The sequence below is a fragment of the Frischella japonica genome, from assembly GCF_014489845.1.
GTDB lineage: Bacteria > Pseudomonadota > Gammaproteobacteria > Enterobacterales > Orbaceae > Frischella > Frischella japonica.
Map to the genome: position 1 here is coordinate 13,650 of NZ_JABURY010000008.1, position 16,383 is coordinate 30,032.

Annotated in this window: 14 protein-coding genes and 2 pseudogenes; 10 read left to right on the top strand and 6 right to left on the bottom strand. The window is 35.5% G+C overall.

Features of this window, described 5'->3' with window-relative positions; all coding sequences use genetic code 11:
- Positions 1–4: 4 nt before the first annotated feature.
- The 3 genes from FcAc13_RS03800 (at position 5) to FcAc13_RS03810 (ending at position 2,511) form a co-directional block, all read left to right on the top strand.
- Positions 5–373, top strand: coding sequence for an HNH endonuclease (locus FcAc13_RS03800; RefSeq protein WP_187754881.1), 369 nt, complete (start codon positions 5–7; stop codon positions 371–373).
- Positions 374–515: 142 nt separating this feature from the next.
- Positions 516–860: a phage terminase small subunit P27 family gene (locus tag FcAc13_RS03805; protein ID WP_187754882.1), complete on the top strand. Its 345-nt coding sequence runs from the start codon at positions 516–518 to the stop codon at positions 858–860.
- The gene (locus FcAc13_RS03810) at positions 844–2,511 is read left to right on the top strand and encodes a terminase large subunit (RefSeq protein ID WP_187754883.1); all 1,668 of its coding nucleotides are present in this window, start codon (positions 844–846) and stop codon (positions 2,509–2,511) included. Before FcAc13_RS03805 ends, FcAc13_RS03810 begins: the two co-directional genes overlap by 17 nt.
- Here FcAc13_RS03810 and FcAc13_RS03815 read toward each other — a convergent pair.
- The 5 genes and pseudogenes from FcAc13_RS03815 to FcAc13_RS12365 form a co-directional block, all read right to left on the bottom strand.
- Positions 2,506–2,799, bottom strand: coding sequence for a hypothetical protein (locus FcAc13_RS03815; RefSeq protein ID WP_187754884.1), 294 nt, complete (start codon positions 2,797–2,799; stop codon positions 2,506–2,508). The two genes, FcAc13_RS03810 and FcAc13_RS03815, sit on opposite strands and share 6 nt — an antisense overlap.
- 452 nt (positions 2,800–3,251) lie before the next feature.
- The gene (locus FcAc13_RS03820; protein ID WP_187754885.1) at positions 3,252–3,584 is read right to left on the bottom strand and encodes a hypothetical protein; all 333 of its coding nucleotides are present in this window, start codon (positions 3,582–3,584) and stop codon (positions 3,252–3,254) included.
- Between the two features lie 3 nt (positions 3,585–3,587).
- A complete protein-coding gene (locus tag FcAc13_RS03825; RefSeq protein ID WP_187754886.1) occupies positions 3,588–3,785 on the bottom strand; it encodes a hypothetical protein in 198 nt (65 codons plus the stop codon).
- The gene (locus tag FcAc13_RS03830) at positions 3,778–4,047 is read right to left on the bottom strand and encodes a hypothetical protein (protein ID WP_187754887.1); all 270 of its coding nucleotides are present in this window, start codon (positions 4,045–4,047) and stop codon (positions 3,778–3,780) included. The genes FcAc13_RS03825 and FcAc13_RS03830 overlap by 8 nt, the downstream gene beginning before the upstream one ends.
- Positions 4,026–4,187 (bottom strand): annotated as a pseudogene (locus FcAc13_RS12365) (integrase); the annotation flags it as partial. The pseudogene FcAc13_RS12365 and the gene FcAc13_RS03830, both read right to left, overlap by 22 nt.
- Before the next feature lie 198 nt (positions 4,188–4,385).
- Here FcAc13_RS12365 and FcAc13_RS12370 point away from each other — a divergent pair.
- The 6 genes and pseudogenes from FcAc13_RS12370 to FcAc13_RS03860 form a co-directional block, all read left to right on the top strand.
- Positions 4,386–5,054: pseudogene (locus tag FcAc13_RS12370) on the top strand (phage integrase); the annotation flags it as partial.
- Positions 5,055–5,720: 666 nt separating this feature from the next.
- Positions 5,721–8,288 carry a type VI secretion system Vgr family protein gene (locus FcAc13_RS03840; protein ID WP_187754888.1) on the top strand — a complete coding sequence of 856 codons (2,568 nt, stop codon included), beginning with the start codon at positions 5,721–5,723 and terminating at the stop codon, positions 8,286–8,288.
- A gap of 50 nt (positions 8,289–8,338) precedes the next feature.
- Positions 8,339–9,235, top strand: coding sequence for a hypothetical protein (locus FcAc13_RS03845; protein WP_187754889.1), 897 nt, complete (start codon positions 8,339–8,341; stop codon positions 9,233–9,235).
- A gap of 37 nt (positions 9,236–9,272) precedes the next feature.
- The gene (locus FcAc13_RS03850; protein ID WP_187754890.1) at positions 9,273–11,105 is read left to right on the top strand and encodes a hypothetical protein; all 1,833 of its coding nucleotides are present in this window, start codon (positions 9,273–9,275) and stop codon (positions 11,103–11,105) included.
- Positions 11,106–11,334: 229 nt separating this feature from the next.
- Positions 11,335–11,601, top strand: coding sequence for a PAAR domain-containing protein (locus FcAc13_RS03855; protein WP_187754891.1), 267 nt, complete (start codon positions 11,335–11,337; stop codon positions 11,599–11,601).
- Complete coding sequence (locus FcAc13_RS03860) at positions 11,601–12,812, top strand: hypothetical protein (RefSeq protein ID WP_187754892.1); 1,212 nt, start codon at positions 11,601–11,603, stop codon at positions 12,810–12,812. Before FcAc13_RS03855 ends, FcAc13_RS03860 begins: the two co-directional genes overlap by 1 nt.
- Positions 12,813–13,549: 737 nt before the next feature.
- Here FcAc13_RS03860 and greB read toward each other — a convergent pair.
- Complete coding sequence (gene greB, locus FcAc13_RS03865) at positions 13,550–14,026, bottom strand: transcription elongation factor GreB (protein ID WP_187754893.1); 477 nt, start codon at positions 14,024–14,026, stop codon at positions 13,550–13,552.
- 54 nt (positions 14,027–14,080) lie between these two features.
- Here greB and FcAc13_RS03870 point away from each other — a divergent pair, with 54 nt between their 5' ends.
- Positions 14,081–16,375 carry a Tex family protein gene (locus FcAc13_RS03870; RefSeq protein ID WP_187754894.1) on the top strand — a complete coding sequence of 765 codons (2,295 nt, stop codon included), beginning with the start codon at positions 14,081–14,083 and terminating at the stop codon, positions 16,373–16,375.
- Positions 16,376–16,383: the final 8 nt, after the last annotated feature.

Sequence of the window (16,383 nt, forward strand, 5' to 3'; positions counted from 1 at the left end):
AGTAATGCCAATACAGCCATTAAGACGTTGCTCATATCCTAACTGTCGTAACCGTGTTAAATCGGGACGATGTAACGAGCATAGAGCAGGTAAAGAACAGGATAAGGCACGAGGAACTGCAGCACAGAGAGGCTATAACCACAGATGGCAAATATATCGAGCTGAGTATCTCAAGCATAACCCATTATGCAAGATGTGTAAGGATAAAGGATTACTAACTCCTGCTACTCTGATAGACCATATCAAACCTGTTGAGTATGGGCAAAGAGATCCTTTCTTTTGGCAAGCAAGTAATCATCAACCATTATGCCGTGATTGCCATAGCTATAAGACAAGAGTAATCGATAAACGAGGATTTGGGTCATCTTCATAATAAAGACAACTGATAGCAGTCCTCAGATATGATGAGTGGGTAGGGGGGAATGTTCAAAGAAATTCAAAAAGCTAAAAGACCACCCCCCTCCTCAAATTTTTACGCACGGTGATTTTTTAGAAAGTAGAGGAAAAACAAATAAATGAAAGCACCAAAATATTTAGATAAATTAGCCAAAGAGCAATGGAAACTTAGAGCCGACCACTTAGCACAGCGTGATGATATTCAACCGGCCGATTGGACTAACTTAGAATTGTATTGCGTTAATTATTCAATGTATCGCAAAGCTATGGAAGACATTGCAAAGCGTGGGTTTTCAATCGTTAATTCACAAGGCACAGAAAGCCGTAATCCTGCATTAAGTGCTAAGTCAGAAGCTGAAAAAATTATGATTAAAATGGCTTCATTACTTGGATTTGACCCAGTAAGCCGTCGTAAAAATCCTGTAGAAGCCGAAGAGGAAGACGAGCTTGACCGCTTGGCATAATTACGCATTATCCGTTAAAAATGGGGATATTCCTGCTTGCAAACGCTTAAAACAAGCGATTAACCGCTATTTTATTGATTTAGATAATCCTATTTATTACTTTGATAGTGAAGTTGTCAGCAAGTTTATTTCTTTTTCTAAAGTCTGCCCACATGTCAAAGGTCATCTAAGAGCTAAACCTATTGAGCTTGAGCCTTGGCAACAATTTTTATTCGCCAATCTGCTAGGATTTAAGCACGTTAAAACTGGACTTAGAAAGTATCGTAGTGCCTATGTACAAGTACCGAGAAAGAACGCTAAATCAACAACAGCGGCAATACTGGCTAACTGGTTTTTAGTTATGGAGAAAGGGCAACAAGATATCTATACTGCAGCCGTTAGCCGTGACCAAGCCCGAATCGTATTTGATGATGCTAGGCAAATGGCAATACTTAGCAAGCCAATAAAGAAAAGGGTCACCATTCAACAGCATAAAGTGATCAACCCTAAGCAAAATAGCCTATTACGACCTTTAGCATCAAAAGCAGCAACTATTGAGGGGACTAACCCTAGTTTATCCATTGTAGATGAATACCATTTACACCCCGATAACAGCGTATATTCAGCCCTTGAGCTAGGTATGGGGGCTAGACCTGAGGGCATTTTATTTGCTATTACCACCGCAGGTAGTAACACAATATCAGCGTGTAAACAGCATTATGATTATTGTTGCCAGATTCTAGAGGGTGATGAAGTTAACGAATCACAATTAGTGCTTATTTATGAATTAGACGACGAGAACGAGATTGATAACCCTGATTTATGGATTAAAGCCAATCCTAACCTCGATATTTCAGTGGATAGGGTAGCCTTAGAGGACACTATTAAGAAAGCCAGAGGTATACCCTCCCAGTGGGTTGAAATGCTCACTAAACGCTTTAATATTTGGTGTAATGGGGCTACACCTTGGGTAAATATTGGAAGTTGGGCAGAGTGTAAGGCTGATTATTCGGAAGATGATTTAAACGGCTTAGATTGTTATGCCGGATTAGATTTATCATCCACCAGTGATATTACTAGCGTCTGTTATTCATTTCCGTTTGAAACTGAGGTTAGATTATTAACCAGGCATTATATTCCTGAATTTCAGCTTAATAATGTGGCTAACAAAAATAGGGAAATGTACCGTAAATGGGTTAATCAGGGTTGGATTCGAGTAACCAAAGGCGATTGTATCGATTATGACCAAATTCGAGATGATATTTTAAAAGACAGTGAGCAGTTTAATATTAAGTTAATAGGCTTTGACGTGTGGAACGCCACACAATTAAGAACCCAATTACAGAACATCGGCTTAGATGTTGAGCCATTTCCCCAAACTTATGCACGTTATAGCCCAACTTCAAAAACGGCCGAGGTATTTATTAGCCGTAAACGCATTAATCACAATGGTGATCCGGTACTCTCTTGGGCGGTAGGTAATGTGGTTATGGAAACGGATGCTAATGCCAACATTAAACCAAATAAAAAGAAAGCAGCCAACAAGATAGATCCTGCTGTTGCTTTCCTCATGTCATTTGGTACTTACTTGCTTGAGTACGGCGAGGTCGATATCAACCTATCGGATGAACAAAAACAAGCGTTAGATGAGTTTAAGGGTATTGAGTTATGACAGTGATATTGTTGCTAATAATAGCATAAAAATTATCCATGCAATAGCGATAAAAACTACTATTCTTGTTATTTTATCATCATCTTCTGATACGATTTTTTTTACATGGGGTATCGCCCATATACCCCATAGAAAAATATTAGTTCCAATAAGAGTGATTGCAGTATCTAACAATGGTTTTTTATCATATAGGACGATACTAGCAACAGTAAACAAAACAAAGGGCGTTGCATTGTTTACACTTTCAACCATTAATTCACAAAATTTAGTTATTCCTATTTTTTTCATTTTATCACCTTTCGATTTATAATAATTTATTAAATACTACCATGTTATTAATAACATACAACACTATAATAACACGAGGTTAATTTATTGATTATTTTATATAAATTTTGTTAGTGTTGTTAGTGCTGTAAAATCACAAAAATAAACTTTTCCTTTTAATCTTTCAGTTAGTCATTGGTGAATATTACTAATAATTTGATAATGATTTTAATATATTAAAACGATTTTATGTTATATGATATGTTATACGGAAAATTATAAATTTATGAATATGAATTTAAATTAATTAGTTAATTTGATAATTCGATCCCCTCACAACCCACCATTACTACCATTTAAAATCAATAAGTTACACGATTTTTTCTTGCGCTGAAATTGTTAAAAAAGACCAAGTGGCGGTGAATTTTATGTTGCCCGCTAATAAAAAAGGCTGGTAATCCAGCTTTAGGTTTTCAAAGAAAGTCAATCCCACACATTGAAGCAGCACGCAAAAAACGGATAATATTTCTGTCAGGAACACATGACAATTTTTCATATTCATCCGCAGTTAATTCAACAATGCGAGTTCCGCGAATTTTCAGACTATCTTTTTTCGCAACTAGCCTATAAATTGATTCATCTTTATTACAATATACTGCGTTTGAAATACCGTTAAGCGCCATTCTTGAAATGAAATGTGATAATTTTTCATAATTGTTTACCTTTTTAGTAATTCCGGTGTCTGCTGGGTCAGTAGAGTTGTTTCTTAACTCTGGGTATATATAATGACGCGCGCCATTAGTCAACAATTATTTTACTTTTTTTAATTTTTCTTTTAAAAGTTTTAGACCTTCAAATATTGCCGTTTTCTGCGTGCCGCAAATTTTACCCAGTTCTTTTAATAGTGCGCTTTCATCCTCTGTTAAATATGTGCCCGGTAACCGCGGACGACCGGCGTTTCTGGCTCTATATGCTTGTTCATTTTTGCGTTGTTTTTCTCTATTCATAATTTAACTCCGAATTTTTACAAATATAGCGATCGTCACCAGCTTTTGACTGAAAGCGATACACGTTAATTTTTTTACTATTACACGTCATTAGTAACAAATGTTTATTATCGTAATTCTGATCGTACAATTGCCAAAATGCGATTTTAGCAATTTCAAAATTAGTTGTGTTTGTTCGTGTGTCGAGCAATACCTCACTTCCGCCGCGACGTTGTTTTATCACATAAACTCTGTATGTTTTTAAATTCTCAGGTGATGCCATTCTCTGCCCCTTAGGTCATTGTATAAATCAGTTGTGCTACGATATTTGTGTCCGAGTAGTATTTGCGTATTAACACCTTGCTCCCGGTACAATCGTTCTGCTAGTAAACGTATTTCAAAAAAACTGGGCGGGTTATAGTCCTCTCAATGCTTTTTCGGAAATATTGTATCACCTAATTGACAAAAATCATGATTAAGTCGCCAATACTGAACCGGTTGGCCGTTCTGCTCGATAAAGTTTTCATTGCCTGAGCAACTCAAAATCGCATTTTCAATGCTCATATTAACTACATTTAATGTCAAATTTAGCAGTAACGCAATTTTTGCTCCGTGTTTGACCAATTTTCGCCGTATGTTGTCGTCACATACCGAGTTCAAGTGGTTTCAAAAAGAACTCTGAACTTAGAGTTAATCTACATTAACGGAATGTTTAACGAACTGATCAGGCTTGGGGAGTGGATGTTGAAAAAACCAATTAAGCGCATCCGACAATTTAGAATTGACGAGTAGGAAATGACGTGTCTAACACCCGATCAAATCAAAAAACTGTTAACGTCAGCAAAAAAAGTAAAGCCAAGGATCTGTTAACAATTATTAAAATATGTATAGCAACCGGCGCGCGCTGGAATGAAGCCGAATCGTTGCAAGGCAAACAACTAAAAAACCAGTCTATTACATATTTAAAAATTAAGGGAAAGCGAAACCGAACAATACCGATTGATAAAGCATTGTTTGATGAAATTGAAATAAAAAAGGATATTCGTTCACTCCGGGTTACTCTGTTTTCCGCTCAGCAATTAAGCGCGCAGAAATAGAATTACCAAAGGCCAACTATCCCACGTTTTGCGTCACACATTTACCAGCCATTTTATGATGAACGGAGGCAATATTTTAGTATTACAAAAAATACTGGGTCACACAGATATAAAAATGACAATGCGTTATGCACATTTTGCTCCTGAACATTTTGAAGATGCAATCAAATTAAATCCTTTCAACAATATTTAAATGGCGGTTGAGTTAATTAATATAGCATTTTATTAGCGTTTATTAGTTTTATAACTTATTGATAAATTTGTAAGTTATTGTTTTTTATGGCGTGTTCAGGGCACTCTTAATCAATTGGTCGCGGGTTCGATCCCCTCACACCCACCATTTCTTTTAATTAAAATCAAATAATTGTACCCATTCTTTTTACTATACCTTTTCGGCTATTATTATCAATTAAGATTAATTTCGGGTTTCTGTAGTTTTTAAACTTAGCTAATGCAAGATCTTTTATTAAAAAATATATATAGCCTTTTTGACTAGTCTTAAAATATTCATAACACTGTTATAAACACTAATGCTAAAGAAAATTTTGAAAAACTTCTTAATTTTATTTATAGCGTTAGATTAAATATGATCTATTTTTCTAAAATTCAAGACCACTTTGACTGTATTAAGTTAAATAAAATATATTATGTTTAATATTTACTTTTTCTTGGTAAGGATTAAGTGGTGATGTAACAAAGATACAGTGTAGTAGGTTGGTGAAAAATAAATACTTGCTTACAAGTTAACTATGAAAATTGATTTACTTTTATCTTTTGTGTGTATATTATTCAGATAATATATTTTATGTAACATCAACATAAAATATATTAGAAAGAATAATAATAAAGGGTAAATCAAATGGGAAATAACCACATTGATGAAAGTGTCAATTTACTTGATAAATTAGCCGGTTCAAATCAATATACCTTGTTTATTCCAGAATTAACTGCACCAATTTCCATTGTAACTATTCGAGGATATGAAAAGCTGAATGAACCTTGGTATTATGAAATCACTTTTACCTCACCTAATAAATCAATAACCGTTGATTCCATCCTCAGTCGCCGAGCAAGTTTATCTTTTCATCCTCCGTCACTTTCAGCAATCATTTCTCATCTTAGTTCACTTAATAAACCTGCTCAGCACAGAACGCTATATGGGATTATTACTGAGTTTTGTCAGTTATCTATCAGTAACGATGAGGTACGTTATGTTGTCATGCTTAAATCTCGTTTATCTTTACTCGGGCTACATCATTATAGTGCGATTTATCAAAATCAAAGTGTGGTGAATGTTGTTGAGAGTGTACTTCGTAAACATGGTTGGACAGGTATCGATTATCGATTTGATCTCAATGACGATTATCCTGCTAGAGAGTTAATTACCCAATGGGAAGAGAGTGATCTTGCTTTTATTCAGCGTATTTTAGCTGATGTTGGGATTTGGTTTCGATTTGAAAGTCATGAAAAACATCATTGTGATGTTCTGGTTATGAGCGACTATGAACAAGGTTATCATGATGCTGGGGCAATAATTTATCAAGCGCCAAGTGGTACACTTGATGGTGGTCGTTATTCTATATGGGATGTGATGTTACAAAGTAAAACTGTTGAATCATCTGTTAAAGTTAACGACTATAATTATCGTCAGGCAAGTAATAATATGCTGAGTGAAATAAATACCCAGCAAAAAGATGTGACAACACATGGCATAGATTATCTTTATGGTGAGCACTACAAAGAAAGTGGTAATATCGATCTTGTTGAAAGTGGTGCATGGTATGCCAAAATCCGTCATCAGGCAAAGCTTAGCGAACAAGTTATTATTATTGGTAAAACAAATCAATATCATTTATCGACTGGTCAACATATTTATATTGATGGTCATCCTTTAGCGAAAACTTTTACAGAAGGCTTTATTATTCTAAGTGTTGAAGGGCAAGGTGATAGAGCAAATAACTATGAAGCAAGGTTTACTGCAATACCTTTTGATGTATTAAAACCCTACAGACCGAACTCTATTCGCTGGCCTTGTGTATCTGGCACGGTTTCAGCTAGAATAACGAGTCCTGACCATGATACTTATGGTTATATAGACACTCAAGGGCGTTACCGCGTTAAATTTAATTTTGACTTAACCCATTGGCGAAATGGTGAAGAGAGTTTATGGGTCCGTCTTGCAACGCCCTATGCCGGTGAGACTTATGGCTTTCACTTTCCGTTAATTGATGGAACCGAAGTGGCTATTGCTTTTATGGATGGCAATCCTGATAGGCCGTATATTTCACATGCTATGCATGACATTAATCATCCTAACCATGTTACAACCGCAAACAAACACCGCAATGTCATTAGAACGCCGGCTAACAATAAATTGCGGATGGATGATCAGCGTGGACAGGAACATATTAAACTTGCGACCGAATATGGTAAAACACAGCTGAATTTAGGACACTTAGTTGATGATAAGAAGAAACAGCGTGGTGAAGGATTTGAGCTGCGAACAGATGAATATGGTGCTATTCGTGCTGGTAAAGGGCTATATATTAGCTCATATAAAAGAGCAGAAAAAACAGGTGTTAACAAAAAAACACTAGATGCAGATGAAACAATTACCTTGCTTAATACGGGTGTTAGTGTCTCTTATCGGCAATCAAAGCGCTCTGAAAGTCATTTAGCAGGTGAGTTGAAAGGGGTAAAGAGTTTCTCTACATTTGTCAATTACACCGCATCGGATCCAACAAATTTATCTTTTACTGAACCCAGTATGGTTATATCTAGTCCCAAAGGTATCGCTACGGTAACACCTGATAACATCTATCAATATGCCGAGCAGAATATCTTATTAACAAGCAAACAAGATACCAATATTGCTGCAAATAACTCCATGAATGTGAGTGCTGGGAATCTATATTCAGTGTTTGCTAAACAAGATATCAAACTTTTTAGTGGTGAAAGTAAGATACAGTTACAAGCACATAATGGTGATATTGAAGTGATTGCAGATAAGTCTCTTAAGATTGTGAGTAATCAAGATAAAATCGATATCAATGCTAACAAAGAAATTACTATCGCATGTGGTGGTGCTTATATTCGCATTGCTGATGGCAATATTGAACTTTATGCGCCAGGTATGGTAAAGCATGGTGCGCAAGGTTTTCCATTTTCTGGTCCTAAGTCAATGCAGCCAACCTTATATTCTTTTCCAAAACAGCAACCACTACCTCCTTGTGTTAAACAATTTGTTTTACTGGAAGAGGGGTCGAATAATCCAATTATTAATCGAGAATATCAGATTTTAAATAAAGATAACCACGTCCTTGCTGAAGGAAAAACTGATGCAGATGGTAGAACTGAGATAGTTAGTACGGGCTATGAGGAAGAAGAGGTTGTATTTAGATATAAATCAGATAACGAATTGTTATAAAACGATAATTTACGGTTATACTGTGTATATAGGATAATTAAGGATAAAAAATGGGTTGGGAATCATGGCAAATACCGCAGGGATGGATAGATGCAGTGGGTCAAACAAAAGCTCAATTTGAGAATACGGCTAATCGCCAAATAGTAGAGCCACAAGTTGTCAAAGCTCAAATTAGAAAATTAAAGAATATTATCATACGAAGAATTCCCAAAAAAGGTCTGGTGGCTGGCCATTATTGGATTGAGATTATTCATCGCGATGAAGATGAAACGGATGATTTCATGAAACAAGCAAGAAAAAATAAGTTAACCGAAGCAAATATCACTTCTCTACCAATAAAAGCATGCACTAAAGCTAATGGTTTTCGAGAAAGTTATGGTTGGTATCCTGATAGTGGTGCATTTCATGTAGAAAATACATTTAACTCCAAAAGATGGATATCAGCAAAGGGCTATTTAAATGGTGATTGTGAGATCAGGAAAGCGAAAGATAAAAAACTTGATTTGACCTATCAACGTGATCGTGAAGCAGGAAGAAAGAAACAAAATAACGAACTATCAAGCCGACCATTTGATCCGCACCAGAATGGTCGACTGCATCCGGAGAAAATTGATTTTACGACTCATCCTTATATATTGTCAAATGATTCAAGGACTGAATTAGCAATCATCAATGATATTAGAAAGTTTGCAAAGGATTTTAAAGATGAGTGGAGCTGGAATGGTGATGGATATGATGAAACCAACTGCCATACTTTTTTGTTTTTATTATTGGCTCACTGTCAATTAGCCGATCCTGATTGTATCGGAAAGCGGTATGATAAACATTTCGAAGATTATAAAAAATCTTTGGATAGAAAAAAGCAAATTAAAGATGAAAAATTTGCTAAAAGAAAAATTTTGATCCAAAAATTATCGGATATGTCGAATCTGACTAAATCGGGATAATATTAACATTATGACAATATATAATAGTATGAAATCTATGAATAATATTATAAAAACGTGCTTGTTGGTGTGTTTAGTCTGGATATCCAATGCACAATCTATTTTTGCGGAGCTAACAGTGAATAACACAACAGAAATTATCAAACGTTTAAAGGAACAAGCAATCGAACCAAACAAAATCTATTTTCAATATGATTTTAATAATTTTATTAATAAAGATGACAGTTATCCTCAAAAAAATCTATTTTCATCATTAACAGCTTTAGAATCCAAGCCAGATATGCACTCTTTAGCCATTCAAAATATTTCTGAGATAACATTGAATGAAAATTACCAATATAGTGATGTATTAGAACGAGATCGAAATATTATCGAAATATTATATCCAACAGATCTTTTTCAGTTACTTGATGATGGAGTCTATTTTTATATTTTTAATGAGCATAATCAATTAATAAAAAAAGACACTTTTGCCGAGGTATTTGAGTTACCTTGTTATGTGCGAGTTGAGAAAAAAAATGGCATGGTTGTGAGTATTCAAAAAAGACCTTTACGTTCAATTACGCATTATACTTATGATTATTGGACCAATAACAATATAAAACGCGCTATATTGGAAATGTATGATAATCATCATCAGGTTATTTATTTTGATGAGGTGTTTTTTGATGAAGCAGGAAGAAGAGTAAAAGGGGCAGAAAAAAATATTAACACAGGTAACACGGTTATCTACTCTTATATCAGGCAAGATGGTATTGAAAGGATTGAGGAGTATTTTGATGCTAAAGGGATTAAGACTAATCATGTAACTTATTATGAAAAATCACATCGTCCAGAAAACAAACGCCTAAATGAAAAAGGGGAGATAATTGAAATCACCCAGCAAAGACCAGCGGATATATTTGACTTTCAAAAAGATTTAGATGAATCCGTGCCTTATAATACACTTATAATGGATATCGAAAAAAGTGATGGTACGTTGACAAGAGCATTGTTTAAACGTGTTTTTGAATCAGATATGACATTGTGGGATCATGAAGCGATAAACCGAGCGAAATTTTTAGGAATTAAACCAAAGCAAGTTTATTATCATAAATTACCTTTTCCTGCATTCTTAGATGAACGTTATAAAAATTTCCCGCACCAAATGCCGTTAACATTAATTGAAGCAGAAAATCAAACCCCACAAACAGAATACAGCGAATTAATCAAAGTTGAGATTAGTGATAATTATCAATATAAAAAAATTATTAAAGAAAAGTGGCAACAATCACCGATTTCATTACCTGTGGAACAGTTTAAGTCATTAGAGAATGGGCTCTCTTTTTTTGTAATGGATGAGTCGGGTAAATTAAGTGAATTAAGTAGTGTAGAGCAAGCAATTGAATTACCGCGCTATATTCGCATTGAAAAGGTTATGGGGAAAATTGTATCAATATTACAAAAAACATATATACAGCGACTAATAACTGAATTCGAATACAACGGTAATGAGCAAATAGGGAGTAAATTATTCACATTTAACCGTGATGTTATGCCTGATTTAATCATAGAAACGACATATGAGAAAGGAAATTATGTTCCGTTATCTCAAATAATAAAAAATGGAGAACATACTACAATTAGAACATTCATGCACCATAAGGATGATGATATGTTTGGTATTATAGAAAAGTTTAGCAATCAAGGTGTTAAAACAAACCATATTGAAGTATCTCAAAATGGAGCGGTAAAAAATCAATATTTGGGTGCTGACGGGAAAGTTTTGAACATTACGGATAGCTTTGATGACGAAAATAATCAGGGATCTTATGATGATTTATTATTTTATTCCGATGATTTCGAAATGGTCCGGCTAAGTAGCTTTTAATGATAGAAAAAATGGAACAAGGCTTTATGAGGAAAAGCGTTATGTGTTATGGAAAAATGCTTTAGCGATTAATGAGATCCTTAAATAAAAAGCGTTAATTGAAATGTAAAAAATTTATCATCACTTTCCAGTTGATGGTAATGTTAGTTGCTGGAGATCTGAAGTGATCGAGGATATTGAACATTCTCTGCTGTACTAATATTCAAACTAATTTATCAAGGACATATAGATGAAAGGTGTTATTCGACTTGGTGATTCAACGACGCATGGCGGTAAAGTGCTCTCAGCATCATCAACCCTTATTGTTTTTAATAAGGGAGTTGCTAGGGTTGGCGATATGGTAACTTGTCCTTATAAAGGTCATGGCGTTAACCCGATTATTGAAGGTGATCCTTTATTTAATGATCAAGGAAAACCAATTGCCTTTCACGGACATAAAACAGCATGTGGCTGTAAACTAATTTCGTCATTATCTAATTTTGGTATCAAAAAATAATGGCAATAGATTTTAAATTATTACCGGATGAAATACATTTGAAGAAACCGTTTCCTTGGTGGGGCTGGGGGATCGTTTTACTTATTTTCATGTTAGTTGGATTGATTGTCTTTATCTTGTTACAGTTAGATTCACAACTAGAACTCAGAGATGTGATAATGTGGGGTATGATTTTCCCGTTCATCAGTTGGCTATTAGTTGTTTTTTGTTGGATATTTGTTCGTGGTTTTAAAGAAGTCTATACCGAAAGATGTAATAAATTGCGTCAAGAACGCAAGGAAATGCTAATTGCTTATGGACAGCGCCCATTATATATCATTCATAATGAAATCAATTCTGAATTTGGAGTATTGCAGCATGCAGTAAAACTTACTGAGCAATTGGTTGCGTTAGAAGCTAGAATTCCATATAAGGGCGGTAATCCTATTTTCCATTCAAGATTACCATTACCTATCAATATATCTCCAAACCAGTTTGAAGAAAGAATCAAACTGATTTTTGACCATTTGAAGTCAACATCTTCTATGTTTTTAACAACACCGTTTGAGATTTTTCCTTTCCATGTGCGTTTATTTGTTGATGTCCCTATTTCATCTGAGAATATAGAGAAAATGTGGAATGATATTATTGAAAATACAGAAAATTTCGCAAGTTGGCAAATTATTGACCCAAGACAAGGTACTACTTTTTTGGATAGTTGGTTAGATAATAGTGAGCATGATGATGAATTGCTTTGGTGTATTAGCCTACATTTATTTGAACATCCTAAACCTTATTATTCAGAGGCGATGACAAGCCTCATTTGCCTTGGGGGGAATATAATTAAAAATCAAAACATTATTAAATATATTACAATGAATAAAATTGAACTTGTTTCATTACATCGGACTGAAGAAGGTGATGATTTATCTAATGTATTAGAGCATGCGCAAATATGGGGGAAAGCAGATAATACAGAATTATTTTCCTCTTTATGGTTAAATCAGCTATCTCCAGATAATCATGTCAATCTATTAGCAAAATATGGCGAGCAACAAGTATTAATGGAGCACATTTATGATATTGATAGATTATTTGGTATTGCTGGTAATAACAATTATTGGCTTTCTTTGGCATTAGCGGCTGAATATTGTAATGAGGCTAAAAATAAGCAGTTAATTGTTGGGCAAGAAGGAAATCGCTTTAATGCGACAATAGTTGCAAAATTATAAACTGTTTTTTATTCATCACTTTAATCTATTTTGTTACGTGTTCTGACAATTTCAGATATTCGACATATCAAATATTGTTGAAAAGTACATTATGTTAGCAACATTTTTTAAAGCGATAAAATTCATAATCTGTTTTAATAATATCGCGATGGTGTACTTGCTTATCGAGTAAGGCTATTATCATTTTTGATTGGTAAATAAAGTCGCCCGTTCTAAAAATACTAAATTTTGTTCCATGATAATATTAACGTGTTCATCTAGTTGGTTAATCAGCTCAAATAGCAATGCTGTCCTTTTTAGGAGAGAAATTTAAAAGATAATATAATTAATAGGTTATAATAACGATAAAAAGGGTTTTGAAAATAAAATACCCGTTTATCTTGTTGCCAACAAAGTTTATTGTATATTGCGGTATCGTTTACTGCCGTGTTGGTAGTTAAATTAAAATCAGCGCTTATTACGTCGAGTGATTTTCGATTTTTAGCCTGGGTGTGATCCTCAGGGATTCTCTATAAAACTACTGGATTGCCTTGATACACTGTTCTGCATCTTTCTTAGATAATTTGGTGGCTAACTAGGTAGCAAAATGAAAAATATCGATTATCAAATAAAATGTTACATGCCCTTAAACAGGCACGCAGACATGTATAGCACGATATGAATAAAAGCCGATATCTTTAATATCAATTAAAATAAATCTTATCTAAAAGTAGAAACTAAAATTTATATCATAACACTCATTCATAATAACGTATCCCTAATACAGTATAATAAACTTGTCCATTGGGTGTCATGACGGTGATTTCGTCGTCAACTTTGTGACCAATTAGACTGCGAGCGACAGGACTATTAATTGAGATCCAGTTTTTTTTCGGGTCGAATTCATCAGCCCCGACGATACGATATACTTTTTCATTACCCTCATCATCCAATAGGGTTACCCAAGCACCAAAGAAGATTCTGCCTTCTTGCATGGGATTAGGGTTAACAATGGTAAGTTGGTCTAGACGTTTAGATAAAAAGCGGACACGGCGATCGATTTCTCGTAAGCGTCTTTTGCCATATATATACTCAGCGTTTTCACTGCGATCGCCCATGGCAGCAGCTTCAGAAACCGCTTGGGTGACTTTTGGTCGTTCTTCTTTCCAAAGATATTTTAATTCACGATCGAGTGCCAAATAGCCCTCTCTTGTTATATAATGACAGCTTGCCATAGTAATTTTATAACCTATTGATATTATTAAATTGAACAATTAAGAAATGCATTTATGATAAATACGCAAATCAGCCATATTATAGCGGGTGAACTGACCGTAAAACCAGAACAAGTTTTAGCTGCTATTACTTTATTAGATGAAGGCAGTACTGTCCCTTTTATTGCACGTTACCGTAAAGAGGTTACGGGTGGACTCGATGATACGCAATTGCGTACGTTAGATAGTCGTTTAAGTTATTTACGTGAATTAAATGATCGCAAACAAACTATTCTTAAATCAATTGTTGAGCAAGGTAAATTAACGCCAGAATTGGAAAAAACTATTACTAATACTCTAAACAAAACTGAACTCGAAGATCTGTATTTACCTTTTAAACCGAAACGTCGTACCCGTGGGCAAATCGCGATTGAAGCCGGTTTAACACCTTTAGCTGAGCGTTTATGGCAACAACCTAATTTGGATCCCGATACCGAGGCCTCTCAATATATTGATGCAGATAAAGGGATTACCGATACTAAAACTGCTTTAGATGGGGCACGTTATATTCTAATGGAACGTTTTGCGGAAGATGCTGCATTATTGGCAAAAATTCGCCACTATTTATGGAATAACGCGCATTTAGTATCGCAACTAATCACCGGTAAAGCGGAAGAAGGTGCGAAATTCCAAGATTATTTTGATCATCATGAGCGCATTGCCAAAGTACCATCGCATCGTGCGTTAGCTATGTTTCGAGGACGTAACGAAGGCATTTTACAACTGTCGTTAAATGCCGATCCGCTTTCCGAAGAGCCACCAAAAGAGAGCTATTGTGAGCAGATAATAACTGATCATCTAAACATCCATTTTAATGATCAACCTGCTGATAAATGGCGTAAAGCAGTGATCAGTTGGACATGGCGCATTAAGATTTTAATGCACATGGAGACCGATTTAATGACAACATTACGTGAACAAGCGGAAGAGGAAGCGATTAATGTGTTCGCAGCTAATTTGCATGATATGTTAATGGCTGCGCCAGCAGGTATGAAAGTGACTATGGGAATGGATCCGGGGTTACGTACCGGCGTTAAAATTGCTGTGGTTGATCAAACTGGCAAATTAGTAGCGACGGACACCATCTACCCTCACACTGGACAAACCGATAAAGCGGCTATGGTGATAGCTGCATTATGTATCAAATATCAGGTCGAATTGGTGGCAATTGGCAATGGTACCGCTTCACGCGAAACAGAACGGTTTTATTTGGATGTACAAAAACGTTACCCTGAGGTTAAAGCTCAAAAGGTGATTGTGAGTGAAGCTGGAGCATCGGTATATTCGGCATCAGAATTAGCAGCACAAGAATTTCCTGATCTTGATGTTTCGTTACGTGGTGCTGTATCAATTGCACGTCGCTTACAAGATCCACTGGCTGAGCTAGTTAAAATCGATCCAAAATCGATTGGGGTTGGGCAATACCAACATGATGTTAGTCAAAGTCAGTTAGCCAAAAAGTTAGATGCTGTAGTTGAAGACGGGGTAAATGCGGTTGGAGTAAATTTAAACACCGCATCAGTTATGCTACTCTCGCGCATTGCTGGTTTAAATAAAGTGATTGCGCAAAATATTGTTGATTATCGTAATGATAATGGACAATTTGCTGATCGTAAACAGTTATTAAAAGTCGCACGATTAGGACCAAAAGCATTTGAACAGTGTGCAGGATTTTTACGTATTATGGATGGTAAGAATCCGCTTGATGCTTCAGCAGTACATCCAGAAGCATATCCAGTGGTTGAAAGAATTTTAACCACCGTGCATAAACCCTTAAAAGAAGTCATGGGTGATGCGGTTTTGTTGCGGTCATTAAAAGCGGTTGATTTTACGGATGAGCACTTTGGTGTACCCACAGTAACCGATATAATTAAAGAGCTTGATAAGCCAGGACGCGATCCAAGACCAGAATTTAAAACCGCCCAATTTACCGAAAATGTGGAAACCCTAAATGATCTTAAAGTTGGTATGGTTATGGAAGGTGCCGTGACTAACGTGACCAACTTTGGGGCATTTGTCGATATCGGTGTACACCAAGATGGATTAGTACATATTTCTGCTTTAGCGGATCAATTTGTTGAGGATCCCCGTTCAGTGGTGAAAACCGGCGATATTGTCAAAGTTAAAGTAATGGAAGTCGATATTGCACGTAAACGGATTGGTTTATCAATGCGCTTAAATGATCAAGCTGTAGCAAATAAAAACAGTGATCAGCCACGCAAACCAGCGCAATCTAAACCGGTTAAATCGACTTCAGTGACCAATAGTGCCATGGGTAATGCGTTTGCTGAGGCATTTAAAAACAAATAAAAGGGCAG

Excerpts from the sequence above, each read along its gene's own strand:
- FcAc13_RS03860 (WP_187754892.1), top strand. The coding sequence starts at position 11,601 with ATGGCAATAGATTTTAAATTATTACCGGATGAAATACATTTGAAGAAA.
- FcAc13_RS03800 (WP_187754881.1), top strand. The coding sequence starts at position 5 with ATGCCAATACAGCCATTAAGACGTTGCTCATATCCTAACTGTCGTAAC.
- greB (WP_187754893.1), bottom strand. The coding sequence starts at position 14,026 with ATGGCAAGCTGTCATTATATAACAAGAGAGGGCTATTTGGCACTCGAT.
- FcAc13_RS03805 (WP_187754882.1), top strand. The coding sequence starts at position 516 with ATGAAAGCACCAAAATATTTAGATAAATTAGCCAAAGAGCAATGGAAA.
- FcAc13_RS03830 (WP_187754887.1), bottom strand. The coding sequence starts at position 4,047 with ATGGCATCACCTGAGAATTTAAAAACATACAGAGTTTATGTGATAAAA.
- FcAc13_RS03815 (WP_187754884.1), bottom strand. The coding sequence starts at position 2,799 with ATGAAAAAAATAGGAATAACTAAATTTTGTGAATTAATGGTTGAAAGT.
- FcAc13_RS03855 (WP_187754891.1), top strand. The coding sequence starts at position 11,335 with ATGAAAGGTGTTATTCGACTTGGTGATTCAACGACGCATGGCGGTAAA.
- FcAc13_RS03845 (WP_187754889.1), top strand. The coding sequence starts at position 8,339 with ATGGGTTGGGAATCATGGCAAATACCGCAGGGATGGATAGATGCAGTG.
- FcAc13_RS03870 (WP_187754894.1), top strand. The coding sequence starts at position 14,081 with ATGATAAATACGCAAATCAGCCATATTATAGCGGGTGAACTGACCGTA.
- FcAc13_RS03825 (WP_187754886.1), bottom strand. The coding sequence starts at position 3,785 with ATGAATAGAGAAAAACAACGCAAAAATGAACAAGCATATAGAGCCAGA.
- FcAc13_RS03840 (WP_187754888.1), top strand. The coding sequence starts at position 5,721 with ATGGGAAATAACCACATTGATGAAAGTGTCAATTTACTTGATAAATTA.
- FcAc13_RS03850 (WP_187754890.1), top strand. The coding sequence starts at position 9,273 with ATGAATAATATTATAAAAACGTGCTTGTTGGTGTGTTTAGTCTGGATA.